Genomic DNA, 23046 nt, shown 5'->3' with positions numbered 1-23046 from the left:
GGAGCTATTATTTATTTTGTACTTTAAGCTCCATTAAATATGCTGCAAGAGCATCTAAGTCTGCATCACTAATCTGTTCTTTTGAGAAAACAGGCATTTTATTTCCTGGTTTAATCTCATCGGATTCTCTAATCCATCTTTTTAATTCATCTTCATTATGATCTAAGATACCAGCGATTTTTTCTCTCTCTGCAAAGTTTGCAAGATTTGGAGCAATTCTTCCTGCTGCTGGTGCTTCATTACTTGGATCAATTGCGTGACATTGAAGACAGCTGTTGTTGAAGATTTCTTCACCTTTACTCGCTACTTCTGTTGAAGGAGTAGGTGCTTTAGTATTTTGCATGTCTGCGACCCATTGATCAAATTCATTTTTAGGCAACGCCTTCACTTTGAAATCCATATATGCATGGGAAGGTCCACAAAGCTCGGCACATTTACCATAAAAAATTTCTCCCACTTCAGTTGCTTTATCTTGATCTACAGTTAGGAAGAACTTATTAATGTTGTCAGGATTTGTATCAAGTTTTCCACCTAATGGAGGAATCCAGAAAGAGTGTTTAATATCCGCAGAAGTCAAATTAAAATAAACTCTTTCTTCCGTAGGTATAACAAGATCTTGACTCGTGACAATACCTAAATTAGGATATTCAAATTCCCACCAATATAGATGAGCACGAACATTTACTACTAATGCTGTAGGATTACCTTCCTCATCTTTCTCGTCCATTGCAGCTACATCACCTTGACTGAATGTAACGGCAACTGTAGGAACAGCAAGAATTAATAGTAAAATAATAGGAATAATCGTCCAAACAATTTCTAAAGTATGACTTCCTTCAACCTGTTTAGGTATTTTATGTTCATTTTCTTTTGTACGGCGAAAGCGAACGATAACCAAAACGAAAATGACGCATACTACAACAACAACCAAAGTCATGATGCCTAAGCTGAACATTATGAGATCGTATTGCTGTTTAGCAACTTCACCAGCTGGCTTTAGTGCAGACAGGTAAGGCTTGCCGCAACCAGAAAGAACAAGCGCTAATAACGCAAAAACTGACAAAAGACGCCCTTTTTGCAGCCATTGTTTCATAGTTTAATTAAACCCCTCTTTCATATGTGTCTTCGTGGTCATTAAGACCAAGTCTTCAGTATTTGGATTTCTAATGTTAGAAAGAATTCCCTTTAAAAAACCGATAATATTACCATTGCAGTAAACAGAATCGTCAAATAGTTAATCGAATATACAAACATGCGTGTAGCCCATTTTTTTTCATCCTTATTTCTATACCCATTAATCCCCATTACAAGCCAACCAATATTAAGGAGCGTAGCTAGGATGATAAAAGGAATTCCTAGTGAGGACATGAAAAATGGAATTGGCAATAATAAAGCTACCCAAATAAGGATATGTCTCTTTGTAATAGCAAATCCTTTTACAACTGGCAGCATGGGAATAGATGCAGCTCTATATTCGTCTACCCTTCTCATAGCCAATGCGTAAAAATGGGGTGGTTGCCATACAAACATTAGTAGAAAAAGCATCCATGCCATAGGCGGCAATGACGGATCAACAGCTGCCCAACCAATTAAAGGAGGAACTGCGCCAGATATACTACCAATGACTGTATTGCTGACATACAATCTCTTTGACCAGAGACTATATAAGACAACATAGCTAAACACACCGATAATACCAACAATGCCTGTTGTAATATTCGTCATAAACAACATTATCAATCCAAGACCTACGAACGTAAAGCCAAGTGTCAATACTTTTGAACCACTTATTTTACCAGTCACAGTTGGGCGGTTTTTAGTACGCTTCATGATTGGATCAATATCTCGATCTATGTAATTATTCAGTGCACAAGAGCCGGCAATGATAAGTGAAGACCCTAGCAATGTATATATAACAATATCTATTGACTGTAGAAAATGATTCCCAGTAAATAAAAAGGCTAGCCACAGACCAGTAAATGTAGTGATTAAATTTGAATTGACAATTCCAATTTTAATAAGTGCAGTAAAATCTTTCAAGCCAATTTTCGGAGGGCTTGATGTCTCATCCATTGTTGTCAGAATACGACTGTTTCCCATTCTTATTCCTCCTCTCTATAAAAAATATAATTTCATACATAACTATAATGCATTTCTCATTGCTTTTCCCGTTTTTAGTATAAATTTCAGTAAATGTTCATTAATTCTATTATGTATGAAGTACTTAGATTAACCTTTATATTGTAGCATATTTTGGCAAAAATAATGTACTGAAAGCAATGAAAAAAATTACGGTCCAATTACATATTAAATCATAATTTATGACGATATTGTACAATCCTCGTGATTAGAGTATGTCCAAACCATGACAATATATTGACAATTGGTTTATCTGTATCCATTTTTAACAAATTACTCCATGTTAATCAAGTAATCGAATCGATAGATTCCTTTTTGAGACTTCCACGGCTAAAGCCGCAAGCTCTACACCTTACGGTGAACGAGTGGGATTCTTGCATGACTTTCCGTTCGCAATCCATTTCTGTTTTTAAACAGCCTGCAAGTTAAGGGCCTCTAATTTCCCTACTTCGTTCCTTTCTATGTATCTATGCTACACATGTACCGAAATAGGCGGTGCCGCTGTGACCACGACACTAATTTTTTCCGCCACCTTTTCTATTGCGAAACTACTTACCGCTTTTAGCAATGTTGATAGAGGCGTTTACGTCTGCATAGCTTCGGTAGCCACATTATACGTTCCCCTCTATTGTGTGAAAGGTGGTGGAAACGGGTGATTGAATGCTATACTATAAACGGCTAAAAAAGGATTTCAAATGCTTGAAGTGGCACAAACCTTTGTTTTTCTATGCCACTCCGTATTTGACCTCACTTTCATCCCACCACTAAAGGGGTACTATCCTACCGTAGTGGGCTTTCTCGTTCGGAAAATCTGTAACAATATTGTCAGTTGTATTTTTTCATATGTTTATGTAGTATCGGTAATGTTATTACTATTAAAGAATAAAAGCGCAAACTCCTGCAGCTGAACTAAGCCTAGGCGATGTTAACTTATGCAACAGAAACCGAAAGTTTCTACTCACTGTCTGCTTGCGCTAGATGGGAACTCCCTTCTTAAAAGTTATTCAAAATGTCCAATCTATAATTTCCTTAGCACAAAAAATGATAAATATGTAAGAAGGTGATAAATTGCACCGGAAATTAAAATGGTTTTCTGTCACTACTACTATAATCATGTTAGGAGTTTTACTAGGTGGTGCATTGGTGACGAAAACTGATTCAGGTATGGGATGCGGAAGATCATGGCCACTTTGTAATGGAGAATGGTTACCAAAAGAAATAACTTCTGAGTTGATAATTGAATTAGCTCATCGCCTTGTTTCAGGCAGTGCAGCAATTTTCGTATTGACCCTTGCAATATGGTCTTGGAAAGCTATCGGACATAAAAAGGAAACTAAAACTCTTGCTATTCTTTCAATTACTTTCTTAATGCTGCAAGCATTAATAGGTGCTGCAGCTGTTTTATGGCCTCAATCGAAATTTGTTTTGGCACTTCATTTTGGAATATCACTCATTTCTTTCGCAGCTGTTTTTCTTTTAACATTACTTATTTTTGAAGTCGATCAAAAATTCGATACAAATAATCTTGTTATCGATAAAAGAATGAAGAGACATATAATTGGAGTAACCATTTACAGTTATGCAGTCGTATATACTGGAGCCTTAGTGAGACATACCGATGCAAGTCTAGTATGCAGAGACTGGCCAATGTGTATAAATGGGAGTTTCTCTCTTCCTAATAATATGTATGAATGGATCCAAATGGGCCATCGACTTGCTGCAGGAATCATTTTCCTGTGGATTGGTTATATTATGATAATTTCTATGAAACATTATAAACATCAAAAAGTGATGTATTGGGGCTGGATTATTGCATTTATTATCGTTACACTTCAAGTAACGGCTGGAGCCATCGTGGTAATAACAAGTTTGAATATTTACTTTGCACTTGCTCATGCATTGTTTATATCATTTTTATTTGGCTTATTAAGCTATTTCCTCATGTTACTTACACGTAATAATCATATAAATGCAGAAGAATCTGTTGATCATTCTTCAAGTACAAAAGTTAAATCATCAGAAGCAATTATTCATTAAAGAGGGACTGTCCCAAAAGTCGTATTAATTGACTTTTGAGAAGCCCCTCTCTTTTTATTTATTTGTTTCTTCTTATCTGGTCCGTTGATTTCCGCCTTCCGCTTTTCCAGCCTCGCCATGTTTCCATTAACTCAGTGCGTGAAAGTCTCCCTCTCGTACAACGCTGAACAGTCGCCTTCGCTTTTCTAATCTGCGGGATCTCCAATGTCCCGTATTCTCACAGGCGTCTCACACCTTCCGCTCCAATCAACATTGTTCCAAAATCAAGTATGTGCCATCTATTAGAGATAAACGACCCGTTTTTTTCTACATTTGTTTTATTTTTAGTGACTTATTAGACAGCCCCTTTCATATTTCTAGTCAAGTGTTCTGATTTACATAAGAGTGTGAAGTAGGTGGGTTTTTCAAAACTGACTCTGTTTAGTCCTAGTGTTTGTTCGTCTTCGGATTACTCTATTATAAAAAAATAGTAGCACAAACCATGGTCTGGGTCTGTGCTACTAATGTGTTTTTATTGACGGAAATTATATTTTTGTTGAAAAGTCGGTTGTACAATTCGCGAAGGTTGTTCAGGATTACTATTTTTCTTCCCATACCTATCCTCAAAATTTTTAAACATGGCTACATTCGCAAGAATGCCCATTGCTATTGATAAAACTAGGATCGAGGAGCCTCCGTAACTAATGAAAGGAAGTGTTACACCTGTAATAGGGATTAACCCCGATACTCCACCAAGATTTATAAATGACTGTATTCCAATCATAGAAGCGATTCCTATTGCAAGCATGCTACCGAAAGAGTCCCGACTTCGTATACCAATAAAAATGCCTCTCAATACGAGGTACGCTAGTCCTAACAGTACAAAGCCTACACCAAATACTCCAAGTTCTTCAGCAATGATCGCCATAATAAAATCAGTATGTGGTTCTGGTAAATATCCTAGTTTTTGCACACTTTGTCCCAATCCGAGACCTTTTATTCCACCTGAACCTATAGCTAAATAGGAATTGGCCAACTGATTTCCTTCATTTTGATATGTTCCAAAAGGATCTAAGAACCCAACAATCCTGCCCTTATTCCCCTCCGTAAAAAACTTATCAAATTTCATTATAATAAAAGGAGAAAGTACTAATCCAATCATTAGGCAAAGTAATATTAACTTAGAAATAGAACGAAAACTCATCCCGGAGCAAAGTATGATGGACATGCCTATTAAAAGTGTAATAAAAGCTGTTCCATTATCCGGTTCTATTTTTATTAAAAAGCAGACAAATAACAGGAAAAATATCGGTGGGAAAACACCTTTATTGAAATGATCGATATAACGTTGTTTATTTGCGTATACCGCTGAAAGGTATATGATTACACTCAACTTCACAAATTCAGATGGCTGTATTTTTCGAGCACCTACACTAATCCAGCTTTGTGCGTTATTCGTAGTGTGTCCTATTACCGCTACTGCAAATAGACCAAGTATCGCCATTCCAGTCATTAAAATAAGGAATTTTTTGTTACGATATGCTTTATACGGAAAAATAGCAAAGAACAAGAAAACAATAAAACCTATTAGTAAATTGATTTTTTGTTTCTGATAAAAAAAATCGGGAGGATATTCGTACCATTGAACTGCTCTAACCATACTTGAACTATAAACCATCACAAGTCCAAACAAACAAAGTAATATGTATACAGCAATAATGGAATAGTCATAGGATTTGATGATTTTTTTAAACATAAAACTCTTCCAATCTTTGATTGAGTTTCTATATAGGAGAATACATCAGTAATTATAAAACAAACCCAAACAATTGAATTAAACTGTTTGAGTTTTGATACATTACAGTTGCTACATACAACCCTTATTTTTTTAAGGATGCTTCATGAAGAGCTGAAAGTTGTCTTTCCAGCGAACCCATTAACTCTTTTCCATCCTTTTGGTCCACTAATCCAAGACGTACAGCAAAATCTATTTCACGAGATAAACCAAACATTTGCGTGTCCAGTACTTCCTCGTATAAAGGGCATTGCGGCATTGTTAAATTGTCCATTTGCACCTGTATCAAACGCAAAATCTTATCTGCGTCCGCCTTAAGCAGTGCATAGGCTTTCTCCCTATGATCAATTTGAATATCAGACACCACTTTAATCCCCCTTATCATTAGAACAACGCGTCTATCAAAATATTCAAGTTCATATTTTCATGTTGATTTTTATAAACAAACAGACAATACTATCTGTAAATTCTACCTCTAATATGTCCAAAATGCAAGTGGAACGAGTCTTTTTGTCCTATTAGAGTAAGGAGTCATACTTTTATTTTTAAAAATTACAAGTTATACTTTATTAATGAGAAAGGAGTTGTAGAAATGAACACGATAATGTCGATAAAAGGAAAAGTAAAGTTTCCAATTACACTTGATGCCGGCGTTTGGATATTTGATGATCGCCGTATTGACTTAAATACATATTTTATACAAGACAATCAAGAGGAAAATGACGACGAAGAATTTACAGTTGTCTCAAAACATTGGGATCGAGTAATTAAGGAAGGTAATGTTGCTCCGCCAACATTGAAATCAGAGCGTCAATTTGAAAAGGTCAAAGTTTTAACTGGGACATTTGGAATCCTGTTTGATCCCTTTTTAAAAAATGCAGAACCATTTGAAGATGCCAGTGAACTAGTTATTGAAACTGAGACAGAAGATATTCGAATGCCTCTTAAAGAAGGATATAACCTTATCCTTCAATATTCAAAGGAAGGAAAGCCGCTTAGAGATGATGGGCCTGTCCATATATTGTATTCTGACGGTTCTAATCAACATGACCCCATAAAAAATGTAAAAGGGTTTAGAGTGGAATAATACAAATTAAAATAAAAAGATCCGTCACTTCCCGGTGGCGGATCTTTTTTATAATTTTATAATAAGTCTGCAGCTAATTGAGCAAGACTTGATCGCTCTCCTTTTACAAGCTTAACCTGTCCTGCCGTTGGCTCTCTTTTAAAACTTTCTAAAACATATGTGAGGCCATTATTGTATTCGTTTAAATATGGGTGATCGATTTGTTCGGGATCCCCCATGAATACAATTTTACTCCCCTCCCCAACCCTAGTTAAAATCGTTTTGGCTTCATGCTTTGTTAAATTTTGTGCTTCATCTATTATTATAAATTGTTCTGGAATGCTGCGACCCCTAATATACGTAAGGGCTTCTACCTCAATAGAACTCATTCCTGCTAAAATAGCGTCAATTTCACCAGGTTTTTTTGTATTAAATAAATATTCCAAATTATCATATATGGGCTGCATCCACGGCCTAAGCTTCTCTTTTTTCTCGCCGGGTAAGTAGCCAATATCTTTCCCGACAGGTACAATTGGGCGAGCAACAAGCAACTTTTTATAAATGCGTAAATCTTCCGTTTGCATTAAACCAGCAGCAAGTGCCAGTAAGGTTTTCCCTGTCCCTGCTTTTCCTGTCATTGTCACGAGTTGAATATCTTTCCTGACGAGTAGTTCCATAGCCATTGTCTGTTGGGCATTCCTTGGTTTTATTCCCCAAATTGGATCACTATGGTTTATCAACTTCTTTAGAATCGTACCAGATGCATCGATGATTCCTATACCAGAAGCGGAACTTCCAAGTTCGTCTCTTATAATTAAAAACTGATTAGGATAATGCTTCTGATCTCGATGTTCCTGTACAAATATTTCTCCTTTTTCATAAAAATGACCTAATGTATCTAAGCTTACATAGTGCTCCCCTACACCTGAATATATATCATCTATTTCAACCACACGATCATTAGTGAAATCTTCTGCATGTAACCCCAACGCATCCGCTTTAACCCTTAAAAGGGCATCTTTACTTACGAGAATGACTGGTTTACCTTCAGCCTTCGTTTCTTCCTCAAGTGCAATATTTTTAGCAACTGCCAATATTCGATTATCATTTGTTTTTTCGATAAAAATTTCTTGAAGTTGTTGGAAGGAACGATGATTTAGTTCTATACGAAGTGTCCCTCCATTCTCAAGCTGTATTTTTTCATGGAGCTTGCCTTTCGATCTAAAGCTGTCAATCAATTTCGCAATATGCCTTGCATTCCTGCCGATTTCGTTCATATAACGTTTTTTAGAATCTACCTCTTCAAGTACAACAGCGGGAATGACGATATCATTATCTTCAAAAGAAAAGATTGCATTCGGTTCCTGAAGCAAGACATTCGTATCTAACACGTAAATTTTTGTCAAAATTGATGCCTCCTGCTCCTTTTTAATATCTTATGTTCTTGAACGTTGCCCGGTGTCAGGAGAAACAACATTACGGAGGATTCGTCTATTTTATGAAATATATGAAAGTCTGAATAAAGATAGAAGATAAAAGCAAAATAAGTCAAGAAGTTAAGTAAAAAATCGGAGCTAAACAGGAAGTTACTTTTTGGAGGGATACGGATGCGCAAAGTATTAATCATCACATTTCTAATGCTTATTTCTGCATGCAGTACTAATAATGGTCAAACTGGATACAATAATCAATCCGAAGTTATGCCCCGTGGAGTATCCGTTAAAAATAGCCATATTAACATTAATAAAAACAATAACTATTCTGATGAACAGCGTGCTAATCACCTCGCAAATCTTGCTGCAGGAGTTCCAAATGTAAATGGAGCCACCGCTGTGGTTCTAGGTAATATTGCGATTGTGGGAATTGATGTAGATGCTAACGTTGATAGGTCAAAAGTTGGAACCATTAAATATTCGGTTGCCGAAGGATTAAAACACGATCCTCAAGGAGCCGGAGCAGTCGTTGTTGCAGATCCTGATATCAATGCCAGATTAAAAGAAATAAGAAGAGATATGGCAGCTGGTAGACCTATACAAGGCATAATGAATGAATTATCAGACATAGTTGGACGAGTAATCCCTGATGCACCTAATCCAGAAATGGGTAAAAACCCAGAAAATGCAGTTAAGCAGCCGAAAAAGCAAATGAACAACCAAAACGATAGAGAATTAGAAAAAGAGCAACAAAAACAGACTAATGAAAAAAGCAGTTAAATAACAATTCATATCGTGCTATACTAAGAAGAATTAATGTTTATATTCTTCAGAGGTGTTTTACGATGAGAGTAAAATGTGTCCTATGCGATAAAGAATCACAACTAGATGATGATTCTTCATTAGCAAAAAAGTTACGCAATAGACCAATCCATACTTATATGTGTCAAAGCTGCCATGAGCGAATTAAAACAAAAACAGAAGCAAGAATAGCGAGCGGTTCTTTTCAACTGTATAGCTATGATACACAGGATGATGATTTTTAAATAAAAACCCAGTATTTTCCATGAGAGAAAATACTGGGTTTTTCATTAACTTTTATTAAAAGTACCTGCTTTTTTTTCACGATTTAATCTTATTTTATAGATAATAAGTATGAGGGCTGCCACCATAAGTCCTTCTGTAATTGGGAGGAAAATCGCTAAAAAAGTTAGAAACAAGCAGCCGACAATTAAGAAAAGATAAATAATCGCCGATTTCATTAGGGGTAGTTTCTTTGCAAAACCTAGTTTATAGACTAAAATAGCTAATCCTGTAATCGTTAACCATAGCAACCAATTAGCAGCTGATGCACTATTCGTCAGTTCATAAAAAAACCTTAAAGTGGGAGAAAAATTATTTATCGCTCTAAGATCTGAAGTTGTAAGTGCCAGTATAAAATCTCCGATATGTAATAGGTTCATCTTACCTTACCTTTCCTCTCTCTCAAACAATTACCATATATGAAAACTCGACCCCTTTATTGAGGGGCCGAGTATAGCATAGCATATTTATACTATTTGTTCATCTATTGTTCCATTTCGGCATACTTTTTCTTTTTGGCAATTCGTTCACGCTCATTTTTATTTAATATTTTTTTACGTAAACGGATTGATTCTGGGGTTACTTCACAATATTCATCGTCATTTAAATATTCTAGTGCTTCTTCCAGAGACATAATACGAGGTTTTTTGATGACTGCAGTTTGATCTTTCGTTGCGGATCTAACATTCGTCGCATGTTTTGTTTTGGTTATATTGACAGTAATGTCATTTTCCCTCGTATGCTCACCAACAACCATACCTTCATAGATTTCAGTTCCTGGTTCTACAAAAATTGTACCCCGGTCTTCTACTTGTAAAATACCGTAAGTAGTTGCTTTTCCCGTTTCCATCGATACTAGAACACCTTGTCTTCTTCCACCAACCTTTCCTTGTTGCATTGGTTGATAACTGTCAAAGGTGTGATTTAGGATTCCGTAACCTCTGGTTAATGACATAAATTCAGTTGTGTATCCAATTAATCCTCGTGCAGGAACGTGAAATACTAAACGAACTTGTCCATTTCCGTTGTTTATCATATCAAGCATTTCACCTTTTCGAGACCCAAGAGATTCAATGACACCGCCAGTATGTTCTTCTGGAATATCAATTTGAACCCTTTCAATTGGCTCACATTTTACACCGTCTATCTCTTTGACAATGACTTGTGGTTTAGATACTTGTAATTCGAAACCTTCCCGTCTCATATTTTCGATCAAGATAGAAAGATGAAGCTCTCCTCTTCCAGAAACAACCCAAGCATCAGGTGAATCTGTGTTTTCTACACGAAGGCTAACATCTGTTTCGAGCTGACTGCGGAGACGTTCTTCCACTTTTCGTGATGTTAAATATTTGCCTTCCCTTCCAGCAAAAGGACTGTTATTTACTAAAAAGGTCATCTGTAACGTTGGTTCATCAATTCTTAATGCAGGGAGTGCCTCTTGATGCTCGACTGGACAAATGGTATCTCCAACATCAATATTTTCCATTCCTGAAACGGCGATTAGATCTCCTGCAAAAGCCTCATTAATCTCCACTCTTTTTAAACCGAAAAATCCGAACATTTTCGTAACACGAAATTGCTTAGTTGTACCGTCCTGCTTGAGGATAGCAACTTGCTGTCCAACTGTCATAGAACCTCTAAAAATTCTTCCAATCCCGATTCTTCCTACATAATCATTATAATCAAGTAATGAAACCTGGAATTGCAATGGTTCTTCTTTGTTATCAATTGGAGCAGGGATAAAGTCAATGATTGTCTCATATAATGCTTCCATATTTTCTGCAGGCTCGTTCATATCTCTTGTCGCTATTCCTTTAATTCCTGAAGCATATATAACAGGAAATTCCAATTGTTCGTCGCTCGCATCCAATTCTATGAATAGCTCAAGGACTTCATCAATTACTTCTTCTGGGCGCGCAAAATCACGGTCAATTTTGTTCACAACAACAATTGGTGTCAATTTTTGTTCCAATGCTTTTTTTAATACAAAACGTGTTTGAGGCATGCAACCTTCGTAAGCATCTACAACTAATAAAACACCATCAACCATTTTTAAAATCCGCTCGACCTCTCCTCCGAAGTCAGCATGGCCTGGAGTATCAAGTATATTTATTTTGGTATCTTTATACTGAATGGCAGTATTTTTTGCTAGGATTGTAATTCCGCGCTCTCTTTCAATATCATTAGAATCCATAGCGCGCTCTGCCACTTGTTCATTTGATCTAAATGTTCCTGACTGTTTTAAAAGCTGGTCAACCAACGTAGTTTTACCATGGTCGACGTGTGCGATGATAGCAATATTACGTATGTCTTCTCTAAATTTCAAGGTGTTTCCTCCCGCTAATAGAAAAGCTCAAGCGTCTTGCTGATCGACAAATGAACTACGGACACCTCTGACTTATCTATTGGGAATAAGACAAGAAGTTTAACTAGTCGACATTCGCTTGTGCTAAACATTTTAAATTTATTTTTAACTGAAGTATTATATCATATGCTGTAGAAGATTTGGAATTTTTTTTGTAAAATAGATTTTTAAGGAGGCAGAAAAGATGAATGGAATCAAGTGGAATCTTTTATTATTGGCAACAATAGGGGCTTTTTCGATAGTAGGAATTGGAATTTCAGTAGGCACAAACAGTTATATTGGAATGATTATTTGCTTCATCATATTAGTAGCAGTGATGACTTATGGATTTAAAACGAAGAAAAAAATGAGAGATGAGGGGAAATTGTAGATAAAAAAATTGTTCTCCATAAAAGATCATTTTAGTTTTTGATGGTGATTTAAGCGAAAATAGCGAGTTCCCAGCGGAAGAAAAGTTTAAGGGAGCCTTCACTGACCCGCCAAGCGTTTAGTGGAGGCTCCCTAATTTGTCTAGCTCTAAACGGACATCAATCTCATTAGTAGGGAGCCAAAGTATCACTTTAATTGTCTTGAAAATATTCTTCGATTAATTTTGCGTGAAGTCCTGGTTTTGCAACAATTACAGGGCTCTTTTCCAGCAAATTAAGTGATTTGCCTTTTAAATCTGTAACAACACCGCCAACCTCTTCCACGATGATTTTTCCGCCTGCAAAATCCCAAGGTGAAAGCATCTTGCTAATATATGCATCGAGCCGACCAGTTGCAACGTAAGCAAATTCGAGAGCGGCGGAACCGTACGATCTCGTTCCTCTTACATCCTTTACTAAAGGAATCAGTGTGTTTTTTGAGTCATTTGATGTTAATAAAGCAGCACTAAGTCCAATAACAGCTTCACTGACATCTACTTTTTCAAGCATTGGGAGTTTTATGTCATCCCAATAGGCTCCTTCCCCACGCTTAGCGAAATATAGCTCATTATGTACTACATCATACAAATAGCCAAGCTTCCCTTCTCCATTTTCAAATATTCCAATTGAAATAAAAAAGTTCCTCTGTTGATGGATAAAATTCATTGTTCCATCAATCGGATCAATTATCCAGATGACACCATCCATGCTTTTGATTTCATCACCAAATCCTTCCTCTCCTAATATCTTATGAGAGGGGAATCTTCTTCGAATATGGTTTGTAAAAAGCTGTTCTATCTCTTTATCGATATTAGTCACTAAATCATTTGCATCAGCTTTTGTATCTATTTGTAAGGCTGTTTCAAATGAAGCAATAATGTTTTTACCCGCTTCTCTTAGCCATTCCTTAACTTCCGAATCTACTATTGACCAATTGACCATAATAATTCCTCCATGACATTCTATCTAACAATAAGCTTAGAGAAAACCACTTGTAAATTCAAGTTGCAGTATAGAATAAAAACGAACTACCCATTAATTCCATCCATGGGAGTCCGTTTCAATGTTTAATTAAATATCTAGTTATCCTCATTTTTTCATAACTCACAACGCTTCAAGTTTGATTAATTCTGAACGAATTCTTTCCAGTTTACGCTTTGTCTTTGCCTTCATTTCTTCATCATTTTCTTGCAAAGCGTCAAAAAGAACTGCTAACTCATAGTTTAACTCTAAACGTAGTACAGCAAGCTTTTGTTTATCCAAACTCTTTTTCCTATATGCATTCACTACTTGTTTCATGGTAATACACCCCTTCCGAAATGGTTGTAGATTTATTCAACTTTCGGGTTTACTTATTGTATTGTATGTTGCCGCAATATTGCCGGTAACAAAATTGTGTGTTCACCTATCCTGTCTAAAAGATTAAACAAATTAGCAATGATTGCTTTTGCTTTTTTGTACCCGTTTACCAACTTTCATAAACGTAATACACCTGGTATTTAAAGTGGAAATTACCTACTTCCCATTTGAATCATCATCTGATTCTCTGCTTCTTTTGCTTTTTTAATTGTTTTATACGAAGAATATCCACTTACTTCCTCAAATTCCTTATCTATTCTTTTTTCTTCTGCTTTACTCGGGACAATTTCTTTAAACCTCCTATATCTGTTCATGAGTTCTGATTTTTCGATTCCCGTTTCATAGGCTTTTTCAATGGCATGAAAAAAATGAACGACATCAACGATTTCTTCAGTAGTCCAATCTAGCGAAAAGGGATATTGATATTCCATATCTACCGCTCCTTTAAAACATATATTTATTATTCGTTTACTTATAAAGACGTATACCAATATTTTGATTATGCATATATCCCTTTGAAAAACAAAATATTGATGTTATAATTTGTTCTTGTTTCATGATTTTTCTATCTAAACTAAAGGATGTGACGTCAATGTCCCAATATGAAACTCCGTTATTTACGGGACTGGTGCAGCATGCCAAATCCAATCCAATTCAATTCCATATTCCTGGACATAAAAAAGGAGCTGGAATGGATCCAGAATTTAGAAATTATATCGGAGAAAATGCATTATCTATCGATTTAATTAATATAGCACCCTTAGACGATTTGCATTCGCCAAAAGGAATGATAAAAGAGGCACAAAAATTAGCAGCCGAAGCTTTCGGGGCTGACCATACTTTTTTCTCTGTACAAGGGACAAGTGGTGCAATTATGACAATGGTTATGTCTGTTTGTGGGCCTGGGGATAAAATTATTGTACCTCGGAATGTACACAAGTCAGTAATGTCAGCGATTGTCTTTTCTGGGGCTACACCTATTTTCATCCATCCTGAAATCGATTCGAAATTAGGAATTTCCCATGGAATCACGACAGATTCGGTTGAAAAGGCTTTACAAATGCATCCTGATGCAAAAGGATTACTCGTAATAAACCCAACTTATTTTGGAATAGCTGCAGACTTAAAGAAAATAGTCGAAATTGCCCATTCACATCATGTTCCAGTTTTAGTTGACGAGGCTCATGGGGTGCATATTCATTTCCACGAGGGCTTGCCTATTTCCGCAATGGAAGCAGGGGCCGATATGGCAGCAACAAGTGTGCATAAGCTTGGTGGATCTTTAACGCAAAGTTCTGTATTAAATGTTCGCGAAGGACTTGTATCTCCACAAAGGGTACAATCCATTATTAGTATGCTTACAACTACATCAACTTCTTATTTATTACTCGCTTCACTCGATACAGCTAGAAGAAGACTTGCAATAGAAGGAAGAGATCTTATCGGAAGGGCAATCTCCCTTGCTGAATCAATTCGCAAGAAGGTTAATACTATCCCTCATCTATCGTGTCCTGGAAAAGATATTCTTGAGTCTGACGCTGTCTTCGATTATGATCCAACCAAACTAATCATCTCTGTAAAAGACCTTGGTATAAATGGATATGAAGCTGAAAAATGGCTCCGAAATGAGTATCAAATAGAAGTAGAGCTATCTGATTTATATAATATTTTATGTATCATCACCCCTGGAGACTCTGAAGTAGAGGCCGCCGTACTGATTGAAGCATTAGAGAAATTATCCGAGCAATTCGGAAAAGTGGATGATGTTGCAAACCATCATAATGTAATTCTACCTGATATTCCTCTTTTGGCTATGAGTCCAAGGGATGCCTTTTATTCCGAGACAGAAACTGTCCCTCTCGGAGAATCTGCTGGACGGATTAGTGCCGAATTTATTATGGTTTACCCACCAGGTATCCCTATTTTTATACCAGGCGAGATTATTACGGAAGAGAATCTATTGTATATTAGAAAAAATACTGAAGTAGGTTTACCAGTCCAAGGACTTGAAGACGAAACATTAAAGACGATTAGAGTTATCAAAGAATTTGAAGCAATCAAGTAAAATATTTAAGAGAGGCAATGAGCCTCTCTTTTTATTTAGGCGTTTCAATTAAATTTGGATCTAATGTTTCATATCCTTTTTCCCTTAAACCCTTAACAATCTGCTCTAACCCTGCATTAGTCCATTCTCTATCATGCATTAGTAAATTCGCACCGTTTACTAATAAGTTTGTATTAACCATAATATCCGCAATTGCATCCTTTGACATATAGTCCTTTTCCCAATCGTAACCATATGTCCAGTTCATGACAAGCATCTTTTCTTCTGCAGCGATTTGTTTGCTGATATCGGTATTAGCTCCAAATGGTGCACGGAAGAACTTAGGACGTTCCCCAGTTACTTCTTCAACTTTATCACTGACAGTAAGAATTTCTTCTTTTTGCTCTTCTTGAGATAATGTAGTCAAATTTGCATGTGAGAATGTGTGATTACCAATTTCAAATCCGAGATCGTATATTTCCTTTAAAATAGCTTCTTTTTCAGGTGAATTGATGAAATGTCCATTAACGAAAAAAATCGCTGGTGCATTTAATTCTTTTAACGTTTTAGCCATTTCAAGGGCGTATTTATCAGGGGCATCATCAATCGTCAGTAGAACAACTTTCGGATTTGCCTTCTCAATTGGCTCAAGGGCAAAAACTGCATTCATTCTATACTCAGGAACAGTTTCTTCAGCCTGTTGTTCCTCAACTTTTTCTTCTTCAGTATTATCTTCTAGCTTCTGTTCTTCCTCTTTTACTACTGAGTCAGATTTTTTTTCTTCTGTCAGAGACTGATTGTTTTCCTTTTTTTCTTCCTTCTGTGTAGATGTGCTGCTACATGCAGCTAATACAATTGCTGCAATAAATATGGTGACTATAAATCTCATACCGTTCCCCTTTCTAGCTGTAAGTATACGTATAATTATTATAGACTTGTATATTTATAGCGTTCAAGGAATTATAGTAAAAAATGTAGCATTGATTGCAGCAATCCATATGTGAATAAACTTAAAACGGTAATGATAAAGGTATCTTTACTCGAATCAACTATTTTCCTTGCTAATAATATCGCGAGATAACTAAACACGATGAATAATATGACCTTCGATACGAGATGATCCTTTCCAGAAAGCCATTCTGCAAGTGTAAAACCGCTCCAAATGATTAATTGTAGTAGAAGAGCAACATATTTCTTCACCATCTAAATCACCGTCATTTCACATGTTTTTGCACGAATCGTTAAAGTAATATGATTTTATGCAAATACATTCCCGAAAATGAAAGGCTGTCCCCTTTCTGAAAGTAATAGTACTTCAGTTGAGACAGCCTTTTGGCAAATTTATTTTACAATATGAATCGGTGTTCCAAGTGCTACTTCTGCAGCTTCCATTGTAATTTCACCTAATGTTGGATGGGCGTGGATTGTCATCGCAATATCCTCAGCAGTCATTCCTGCTTCAATGGCTAGGCCAAGCTCTGAAATCATATCTGATGCACTTGGACCAGCAATTTGCGCACCAATGACTAAACCATCTTCTTTACGAGTGACAAGTTTAACAAACCCATCAGTGTTATTTAAAGCTAATGCACGGCCATTAGCTGCAAATGGGAATTTAGCAGCATTAATATCAATGCCTTCATCTTTTGCTTGCGCTTCAGTATATCCTACCGTTGCAAGTTCAGGCTCGGAGAATACTACAGCCGGGATGCCTAAATAATCTACTTCAGAAGGATGGCCAGAAATAGCTTCTGCAGCGATTTTCCCTTCATACGATGCCTTATGTGCTAATGGCGGACCAGGAACAATATCACCAATTGCGAAAATATTGCTTACGCTTGTTCTAAGTTGTTTATCTACTTCAATAACTCCACGATCAGTCATTTTAATTCCAACTTGATCAAGTCCAAGCTCATCAGTGTTCGGTTTACGACCCACTGTAACAAGTACATAATCAGCTTCAATTGTTTTTTCTTCACCTTTAGCATCATATGTTACTTTGACGCCATTTTCAGTTTCCTCAACGCCTTTAGCCATTGCTTTAGTTACAATTTCCACATTTTTCTTTTTCAAGTTACGTTTAACAAGTGCAGTCATTTGCTTTTCAAAGCCGCTTAAAATATCATCTGCACCTTCAAGAATTGTCACTTCAGAGCCAAGATTTGCATATGCAGTACCTAATTCAGTACCAACATAACCACCGCCGATTACAACTAGCTTACTTGGGATTTCTTCTAGGCTCAAAGCACCTGTAGAGTCAATAACACGTTTTGAATATTTAAAGCTTGGCAATTCGATTGGACGTGAACCAGTAGCAATAATGGCATTTTTAAAAGTATATGTTTGCGCGGAATTTTCATCCATCACACGAATACTGTGATCATCGACAAAGTACGCTTCACCGCGAACGATTTCTACTTTATTCCCTTTAAGAAGACCTTCTACACCACTTGTTAATTTGTTTACTACGCCGGCTTTCCATTCTTGAACTTTTGTGAAATCAACTGTTACATTTTCAGCTTTTATTCCCATATCGTCTGAATGTTTTGCTGTCTCATATCGATGTGATGCAGCGATTAATGCTTTGGAAGGGATACATCCAACATTCAAGCACACACCGCCTAAGCTTCCTTTTTCTACGATGGTAACTTTTTGTCCAAGTTGTGCTGCACGAATAGCGGCTACATATCCTCCAGGACCTGCACCGATGACGATTGTATCTGTTTCAATAGGGAAATCTCCTACTACCATTTTTTTACGCCTCCATTAATAAAAGTTCAGGATCGTTAAGCAGTCGTTTAATTTGGTTAAGTGCATTCTGAGCTGTTGCACCGTCTACAATTCTATGGTCAAAGCTTAGTGATAATGCCAATACAGGAGCTGCAACAATTTCACCGTTGCGAACGACTGGTTTTTCTGCGATACGTCCAATTCCTAAAATGGCTACTTCAGGATGATTGATGACTGGAGTAAACCACTGTCCGCCAGCAGACCCAATATTTGTGATTGTGCATGAAGCACCTTTCATTTCAGCAGGTGCAAGTTTTCCTGTTCGTGCTTTATCAGCTAATTCGTTAATTTCTTTTGAAATGGCAAAAACAGATTTTGTATCTGCGCGTTTGACAACAGGCACCAACAAACCTTTTTCCGTATCAGCTGCAATACCAATATTATAATAATGCTTATGAATAATCTCATCAGTTGCATCATCTATTGATGTATTAAGCGCAGGGAATTCACGCAATGCACTTACAAGAGCTTTAACGACATATGGCAAGAACGTTAGTTTAATATCCTTTGCTGCAGCTACTTCTTTAAATTTCTTACGGTGAGCCACAAGCTTTTCTACGTCTATTTCATCCATTAAAGTGACGTGTGGTGCTGTATGTTTCGAATTTACCATAGCTTTTGCAATAGCTTTGCGAATTCCACTCATCTTTTCACGAGTTTCTGGATATTCTCCTTCTGGGATAACTGGAGCCGCTGCAGCAGCTGTTTTTTCTTCTTGTGCTGGTGCTGCCGCTTCAGCAGTTTCTGTAACGGATGGACCGCTTATGAACGCATCAATATCTTCTTTTGAAATACGTCCGTTTTTACCAGTTCCTTTAACAAGTTGAATATTGATACCTTTTTCTCTTGCGTATTTTCTTACAGATGGCATCGCAATTACACGACTATTTGGGTCAGCATCTGCTTCAGGCTGTGCACCTGCGCCAGTCGTTTCTGAAGATTTGGCTTCCTCAGCTTTTACTTCTTCTTTCTTAATATCTTGTCCAGCTTCCGCAGTAGACTGTACATTCGCTTCTGTTTTTTCTTCTCCATGATCCCCTTTAAATTGAAGATCTTCATATCCAGGTGCATCGAATTTAATGAGAACATCTCCAACTGTTGCAGTTTGACCTTCATCAACGAGAATTTCTTCAACTGTTCCAGCTACTGGAGATGGAATTTCGACAACAGCCTTGTCATTTTGAACTTCGCAAAGCACATCATCTTCAGCTACTTTGTCACCAGGTTTTACAAACCATTTTACTATATCGCCTTCGTGGATACCTTCACCGATATCAGGCATTTTAAATTGAAATGACAATGGTATTCCCTCCTATTAGATAAAATTGTTTAAAATTCTAATACTTTCTTTGCAGTTTCGATAATATCTTTATGGTTAGGAAGCCATACCGGTTCTGCTTGAGAGAATGGATACACTGTATCAGGAGCTGCGACTCGTAGAACAGGAGCTTCAAGACTTAGAATTGCGCGATCATTAATTTCTGCTACAACATGCGCTGCAATTCCTGCTTGTTTTTGAGCTTCTTGAACAACGATTGCTCGATTTGTTTTTTCAACAGATGCAATAATTGTATCTATATCAATAGGGCTTATTGTACGTAAATCAATGACTTCTACTGAATGGCCTTCTTTTTCAAGCTCTTCAGCAGCTTTCAATGAATCATGAACCATAGCACCATAAGAAATAATCGTTAAATCTGTTCCTTCACGCTTCACTTCAGCTTTTCCTAAAGGAATTGTATATTCTCCCTCTGGAACTTCTTGACGGAAAGAACGGTATAATTTCATATGTTCTAAGAAAATGACCGGGTCATTATCTCTAATGGCTGATATTAAAAGTCCTTTGGCATCATAAGGTGTCGAAGGAATTACTACTTTTAAACCTGGTTGCTGAGCCATTAAGCCCTCAAGACTATCTGCATGCATTTCAGGAGTATGTACTCCTCCTCCGAATGGGGAACGAATTGTAATTGGTGCATGGAAGGTTCCACCAGTACGGTATCTCCAACGAGCCATTTGTCCGCTTACAGAATCCATTACTTCATATACAAAGCCAAAAAATTGTATTTCTGGAACTGGACGGTAGCCTTGTGTCGTTAACCCAATAGCCAAACCACCGATTCCTGACTCTGCAAGTGGTGTATCAAAGACGCGGTCTTCTCCGAATTCTTTTTGCAACCCTTCTGTTGCACGGAAAACACCACCGTTTACCCCGACGTCTTCTCCAAACACGAGAACATTTTCATCGTTGCGCAATTCAGTGCGAAGCGCATCCGTGATAGCTTGAATCATAGTCATTTGCGCCATGGCTTACTTCGACTCCTTCTCTTTATAAATTTCATACTGTTCCTGTAAATTGTTAGGAAGCTCTTCATACATATTTGAAATCAAGTCAGTGACCTTTTGTTTCGGAGTATCGTCCGCTTTTTTGATCGCTACTTTAATATCTTCTTTTGCTTGCTCGATTACTTCATTTTCTTTTTCTTCATTCCAGATTCCTTTATTAACCAAGTAGTTACGGAATCTTACTAGTGGATCCTTTTTCTCCCATTCATTATCAGTATCAGATGTACGGTAACGAGTAGGATCATCTCCAGCCATTGTATGTGGGCCATAACGATAGCACATTGTTTCGATTAATGTTGGGCCACCGCCATTGATGGCTCTGTCACGCGCTTCCTTTACAACTGAATATACGGCTAACGGATCCATACCATCGACTAGAACTCCTGGAATACCTGCTGAGATTGCTTTTTGAGCAATCGTTGTTGCCGCTGTTTGCTTATCGCGTGGAGTCGAAATGGCAAATTGATTATTTTGCACAATAAAGATAGCTGGAGCACCATATGCACCTGCAAAGTTAATTCCTTCGTAAAAATCTCCTTGTGAAGATCCGCCATCACCTGTATATGTAACAGCAACTGATTTTTTACCACGCTTTTTCATTCCAAGAGCAACACCAGCTGCTTGAACATATTGTGCACCGATAATGATTTGTGGTGGAATTACATTAACTCCTTCAGGAATTTGATTTCCTACAAAATGACCACGGGAAAATAGGAAAGCTTGATACAACGGCAGTCCATGCCAAATAATTTGTGGAACATCTCTATATCCTGGTAAGATAAAGTCTTCTTTTTCAAGTGCGAAATGAGATGCAAGCTGTGATGCTTCTTGACCAGCAGTTGGAGCGTAGAAACCAAGGCGACCTTGACGGTTCAATGAAATACTTCGCTGATCCAAAATTCTTGTATAAACCATACGACGCATTAGTTCCGTAAGTTGTTCATCAGATAAATCTGGAACTAGCTCATCATTCACGATTTCTCCTTTTTCATTCAAGATCTGAACCATTTCAAATTGACTTTCAATATTTTCGAGTGTTTTCACAGCATCGAATTGTGTCTTCTTTGTTTTAGAAGCCATTGAAGCCACCTATCCTTTCTAATCATAATATTTGATAACGGACATAATAAATTGCCCAAAGCGGGAGATTATTCATGTACCGGATTTCATACTAGTATAGGTTTTCCACATTTCTTAAGAAGAAAAACAGAAAAACTTTCCTATCTAAAAAAACGAACTGTACTAATCTTTTTCTTAAAAAAATTAATACAAAGTTTTTACCACATTTAGAGTACATGAAAACAGTTAATTCGTCAATGAAATAGCTTTAGTGTATCGTATACCTAAACTTTTGACTGGAACTGTACTATTAAATTTCATTAATCTGTTTTATAAAAAAAGGTTTTATTTTACTTCTGTTATACATTAGATTTTAAATAAATTAAAAAGAAACGGAATTTAACCGTCCCCCTTTTGTTATTTCGATTCTACTTTTATTCCTAAATCTTTATAAAATTGCAATTTAGACTTGTTAAACTTTTCAGTTTGATCATTGAATTGGCTATTCATTTCTACTACATCCTCATAAGCTTTATTGGATGCTTCAATTTGTGTTTGCAAATCTTCAAGCTTTAAATCTTCATTTTTTATCATTTCATAAATTTTTCTATCTTCAGCAAGTCCGTTCATGTATGCTGAATACAATTTTTCATATGATTTGTAACGTGTATTCATTATTTCTTGCAAATCATGAGCTTGATTCTTAAGTTTTTCATCTTTAATACTATTAAATTCATCAGTAGCAAGTTTAAATTCTTCTTTTGCTTTTTCAATGGACTCTTTTTCTTTTTTCAAATGTTCTTCTCTTTGCTTCAAATTTGCTAGTGCATCATCTGCAAGCTTAGAAATTTGATCGAAGTCCTTCATACCCAAATCCAAAATTTGATCAAATAACTCTTTTTCATTAGTTTCTAGTTTAGAAAGAGGCTGTTGCTGTTTTTCAAAATCAGCTTCTTTAGCAGCAGTTGCTTCCAGTGTTTGATAAATATGATCTTCATTAGATGAACAAGCAGATAAAAAGACGGATATTAATAAAACAAATACAATCGTATGTAATTTTTTCATCTAATTCCTCCTAACTGTTTCCCTCATAACTATACTGTGATATGGTCTATTTGACAATAAAGCAAAAAATAAAATAAGA

23 protein-coding genes are annotated in these 23046 nt (G+C 36.6%); 6 read left to right on the top strand and 17 right to left on the bottom strand.

Features of this window, described 5'->3' with window-relative positions; genetic code table 11:
• Positions 1-7 precede the first annotated feature (7 nt).
• Together coxB and cyoE are read right to left on the bottom strand one after the other, a co-directional pair.
• A complete protein-coding gene (coxB, locus tag KHA97_RS02065) occupies positions 8-1093 on the bottom strand; it encodes a cytochrome c oxidase subunit II (RefSeq protein ID WP_213123092.1) in 1086 nt (361 codons plus the stop codon).
• A 92-nt stretch (positions 1094-1185) separates the two neighbouring features.
• On the bottom strand, positions 1186-2100 hold the full coding sequence (cyoE, locus tag KHA97_RS02060; protein ID WP_213123091.1) for a heme o synthase: 915 nt from the start codon (positions 2098-2100) through the stop codon (positions 1186-1188).
• A gap of 1107 nt (positions 2101-3207) precedes the next feature.
• Here cyoE and KHA97_RS02055 point away from each other — a divergent pair.
• The gene (locus KHA97_RS02055; RefSeq protein WP_213123090.1) at positions 3208-4176 is read left to right on the top strand and encodes a COX15/CtaA family protein; all 969 of its coding nucleotides are present in this window, start codon (positions 3208-3210) and stop codon (positions 4174-4176) included.
• Between the two features lie 511 nt (positions 4177-4687).
• On the opposite strand, the gene KHA97_RS02050 is transcribed toward KHA97_RS02055, so the two are convergent.
• Positions 4688-5911, bottom strand: a complete 1224-nt coding sequence (locus KHA97_RS02050; protein ID WP_213123089.1) for an FtsW/RodA/SpoVE family cell cycle protein — start codon at positions 5909-5911, stop codon at positions 4688-4690.
• Between the two features lie 124 nt (positions 5912-6035).
• Positions 6036-6335: a YlaN family protein gene (locus KHA97_RS02045; protein WP_233711038.1), complete on the bottom strand. Its 300-nt coding sequence runs from the start codon at positions 6333-6335 to the stop codon at positions 6036-6038.
• Between the two features lie 207 nt (positions 6336-6542).
• On the opposite strand from KHA97_RS02045, the gene KHA97_RS02040 reads away from it, so the two are divergent.
• Positions 6543-7037 (top strand): peptidyl-prolyl cis-trans isomerase, encoded by a 495-nt coding sequence (locus tag KHA97_RS02040; protein ID WP_213123088.1) that lies wholly within the window; start codon positions 6543-6545, stop codon positions 7035-7037.
• 56 nt (positions 7038-7093) lie between these two features.
• On the opposite strand, the gene KHA97_RS02035 is transcribed toward KHA97_RS02040, so the two are convergent.
• Positions 7094-8422: a PhoH family protein gene (locus KHA97_RS02035; protein WP_213123087.1), complete on the bottom strand. Its 1329-nt coding sequence runs from the start codon at positions 8420-8422 to the stop codon at positions 7094-7096.
• Positions 8423-8623: 201 nt separating this feature from the next.
• On the opposite strand from KHA97_RS02035, the gene KHA97_RS02030 reads away from it, so the two are divergent.
• Positions 8624-9229 carry a YhcN/YlaJ family sporulation lipoprotein gene (locus tag KHA97_RS02030; protein WP_213123086.1) on the top strand — a complete coding sequence of 202 codons (606 nt, stop codon included), beginning with the start codon at positions 8624-8626 and terminating at the stop codon, positions 9227-9229.
• A 65-nt stretch (positions 9230-9294) separates the two neighbouring features.
• Complete coding sequence (locus KHA97_RS02025) at positions 9295-9495, top strand: YlaI family protein (RefSeq protein ID WP_213123085.1); 201 nt, start codon at positions 9295-9297, stop codon at positions 9493-9495.
• A gap of 45 nt (positions 9496-9540) precedes the next feature.
• Here KHA97_RS02025 and KHA97_RS02020 read toward each other — a convergent pair whose 3' ends face one another.
• Entirely contained in the window at positions 9541-9912 is a 372-nt protein-coding gene (locus tag KHA97_RS02020) for a YlaH-like family protein (RefSeq protein ID WP_213123084.1), read from the bottom strand.
• A gap of 104 nt (positions 9913-10016) precedes the next feature.
• Positions 10017-11858 carry a translational GTPase TypA gene (gene typA, locus KHA97_RS02015; RefSeq protein WP_213123083.1) on the bottom strand — a complete coding sequence of 614 codons (1842 nt, stop codon included), beginning with the start codon at positions 11856-11858 and terminating at the stop codon, positions 10017-10019.
• Positions 11859-12081: 223 nt separating this feature from the next.
• Between typA and KHA97_RS02010 the strand changes: the two genes are divergently transcribed.
• Positions 12082-12267, top strand: a complete 186-nt coding sequence (locus tag KHA97_RS02010; protein WP_213123082.1) for a YlaF family protein — start codon at positions 12082-12084, stop codon at positions 12265-12267.
• A gap of 190 nt (positions 12268-12457) precedes the next feature.
• Here the strand turns inward: KHA97_RS02010 and KHA97_RS02005 are convergent, their stop codons facing one another.
• From KHA97_RS02005 to KHA97_RS01995, 3 genes are all read right to left on the bottom strand, one after another.
• On the bottom strand, positions 12458-13246 hold the full coding sequence (locus tag KHA97_RS02005; RefSeq protein ID WP_213123081.1) for an inositol monophosphatase family protein: 789 nt from the start codon (positions 13244-13246) through the stop codon (positions 12458-12460).
• Positions 13247-13408: 162 nt separating this feature from the next.
• Complete coding sequence (locus KHA97_RS02000; RefSeq protein WP_213123080.1) at positions 13409-13603, bottom strand: hypothetical protein; 195 nt, start codon at positions 13601-13603, stop codon at positions 13409-13411.
• A gap of 212 nt (positions 13604-13815) precedes the next feature.
• Positions 13816-14094, bottom strand: coding sequence for a UPF0223 family protein (locus tag KHA97_RS01995; RefSeq protein ID WP_213123079.1), 279 nt, complete (start codon positions 14092-14094; stop codon positions 13816-13818).
• A 161-nt stretch (positions 14095-14255) separates the two neighbouring features.
• Here KHA97_RS01995 and KHA97_RS01990 point away from each other — a divergent pair, with 161 nt between their 5' ends.
• A complete protein-coding gene (locus tag KHA97_RS01990; protein WP_213123078.1) occupies positions 14256-15728 on the top strand; it encodes an aminotransferase class I/II-fold pyridoxal phosphate-dependent enzyme in 1473 nt (490 codons plus the stop codon).
• A 31-nt stretch (positions 15729-15759) separates the two neighbouring features.
• Here KHA97_RS01990 and KHA97_RS01985 read toward each other — a convergent pair whose 3' ends face one another.
• From KHA97_RS01985 to KHA97_RS01955, 7 genes are all read right to left on the bottom strand, one after another.
• The gene (locus tag KHA97_RS01985; RefSeq protein ID WP_213123077.1) at positions 15760-16596 is read right to left on the bottom strand and encodes a polysaccharide deacetylase family protein; all 837 of its coding nucleotides are present in this window, start codon (positions 16594-16596) and stop codon (positions 15760-15762) included.
• Between the two features lie 71 nt (positions 16597-16667).
• Complete coding sequence (locus KHA97_RS01980) at positions 16668-16910, bottom strand: hypothetical protein (RefSeq protein ID WP_233713273.1); 243 nt, start codon at positions 16908-16910, stop codon at positions 16668-16670.
• A gap of 138 nt (positions 16911-17048) precedes the next feature.
• Entirely contained in the window at positions 17049-18458 is a 1410-nt protein-coding gene (lpdA, locus tag KHA97_RS01975) for a dihydrolipoyl dehydrogenase (protein ID WP_213123076.1), read from the bottom strand.
• 4 nt (positions 18459-18462) lie between these two features.
• On the bottom strand, positions 18463-19797 hold the full coding sequence (locus tag KHA97_RS01970) for a dihydrolipoamide acetyltransferase family protein (protein WP_213123075.1): 1335 nt from the start codon (positions 19795-19797) through the stop codon (positions 18463-18465).
• 29 nt (positions 19798-19826) lie between these two features.
• Positions 19827-20804 (bottom strand): alpha-ketoacid dehydrogenase subunit beta, encoded by a 978-nt coding sequence (locus tag KHA97_RS01965; protein WP_213123074.1) that lies wholly within the window; start codon positions 20802-20804, stop codon positions 19827-19829.
• Between the two features lie 3 nt (positions 20805-20807).
• On the bottom strand, positions 20808-21923 hold the full coding sequence (gene pdhA / locus KHA97_RS01960; RefSeq protein WP_213123073.1) for a pyruvate dehydrogenase (acetyl-transferring) E1 component subunit alpha: 1116 nt from the start codon (positions 21921-21923) through the stop codon (positions 20808-20810).
• A 396-nt stretch (positions 21924-22319) separates the two neighbouring features.
• Entirely contained in the window at positions 22320-22967 is a 648-nt protein-coding gene (locus KHA97_RS01955) for a YkyA family protein (RefSeq protein ID WP_213123072.1), read from the bottom strand.
• Positions 22968-23046 lie beyond the last annotated feature (79 nt).

It is taken from the genome of Lederbergia citri (assembly GCF_018343625.1).
GTDB lineage: Bacteria > Bacillota > Bacilli > Bacillales > Bacillaceae_C > Lederbergia > Lederbergia citri.
The sequence above is the reverse complement of the archived record's forward strand: the minus strand, read 5'-3'. Positions and strand labels throughout refer to the sequence as shown.

What these genes read in the sequence shown, in the direction of transcription:
- coxB (WP_213123092.1), bottom strand. Translation starts at nt 1,093, where the DNA reads ATGAAACAATGGCTGCAAAAAGGGCGTCTTTTGTCAGTTTTTGCGTTA.
- cyoE (WP_213123091.1), bottom strand. Translation starts at nt 2,100, where the DNA reads ATGGGAAACAGTCGTATTCTGACAACAATGGATGAGACATCAAGCCCT.
- KHA97_RS02050 (WP_213123089.1), bottom strand. Translation starts at nt 5,911, where the DNA reads ATGTTTAAAAAAATCATCAAATCCTATGACTATTCCATTATTGCTGTA.
- KHA97_RS02045 (WP_233711038.1), bottom strand. Translation starts at nt 6,335, where the DNA reads ATGATAAGGGGGATTAAAGTGGTGTCTGATATTCAAATTGATCATAGG.
- KHA97_RS02040 (WP_213123088.1), top strand. Translation starts at nt 6,543, where the DNA reads ATGAACACGATAATGTCGATAAAAGGAAAAGTAAAGTTTCCAATTACA.
- KHA97_RS02030 (WP_213123086.1), top strand. Translation starts at nt 8,624, where the DNA reads ATGCGCAAAGTATTAATCATCACATTTCTAATGCTTATTTCTGCATGC.
- KHA97_RS02025 (WP_213123085.1), top strand. Translation starts at nt 9,295, where the DNA reads ATGAGAGTAAAATGTGTCCTATGCGATAAAGAATCACAACTAGATGAT.
- KHA97_RS02020 (WP_213123084.1), bottom strand. Translation starts at nt 9,912, where the DNA reads ATGAACCTATTACATATCGGAGATTTTATACTGGCACTTACAACTTCA.
- KHA97_RS02010 (WP_213123082.1), top strand. Translation starts at nt 12,082, where the DNA reads ATGAATGGAATCAAGTGGAATCTTTTATTATTGGCAACAATAGGGGCT.
- KHA97_RS02005 (WP_213123081.1), bottom strand. Translation starts at nt 13,246, where the DNA reads ATGGTCAATTGGTCAATAGTAGATTCGGAAGTTAAGGAATGGCTAAGA.
- KHA97_RS02000 (WP_213123080.1), bottom strand. Translation starts at nt 13,603, where the DNA reads ATGAAACAAGTAGTGAATGCATATAGGAAAAAGAGTTTGGATAAACAA.
- KHA97_RS01995 (WP_213123079.1), bottom strand. Translation starts at nt 14,094, where the DNA reads ATGGAATATCAATATCCCTTTTCGCTAGATTGGACTACTGAAGAAATC.
- KHA97_RS01990 (WP_213123078.1), top strand. Translation starts at nt 14,256, where the DNA reads ATGTCCCAATATGAAACTCCGTTATTTACGGGACTGGTGCAGCATGCC.
- KHA97_RS01985 (WP_213123077.1), bottom strand. Translation starts at nt 16,596, where the DNA reads ATGAGATTTATAGTCACCATATTTATTGCAGCAATTGTATTAGCTGCA.
- KHA97_RS01980 (WP_233713273.1), bottom strand. Translation starts at nt 16,910, where the DNA reads ATGGTGAAGAAATATGTTGCTCTTCTACTACAATTAATCATTTGGAGC.
- lpdA (WP_213123076.1), bottom strand. Translation starts at nt 18,458, where the DNA reads ATGGTAGTAGGAGATTTCCCTATTGAAACAGATACAATCGTCATCGGT.
- KHA97_RS01965 (WP_213123074.1), bottom strand. Translation starts at nt 20,804, where the DNA reads ATGGCGCAAATGACTATGATTCAAGCTATCACGGATGCGCTTCGCACT.
- pdhA (WP_213123073.1), bottom strand. Translation starts at nt 21,923, where the DNA reads ATGGCTTCTAAAACAAAGAAGACACAATTCGATGCTGTGAAAACACTC.
- KHA97_RS01955 (WP_213123072.1), bottom strand. Translation starts at nt 22,967, where the DNA reads ATGAAAAAATTACATACGATTGTATTTGTTTTATTAATATCCGTCTTT.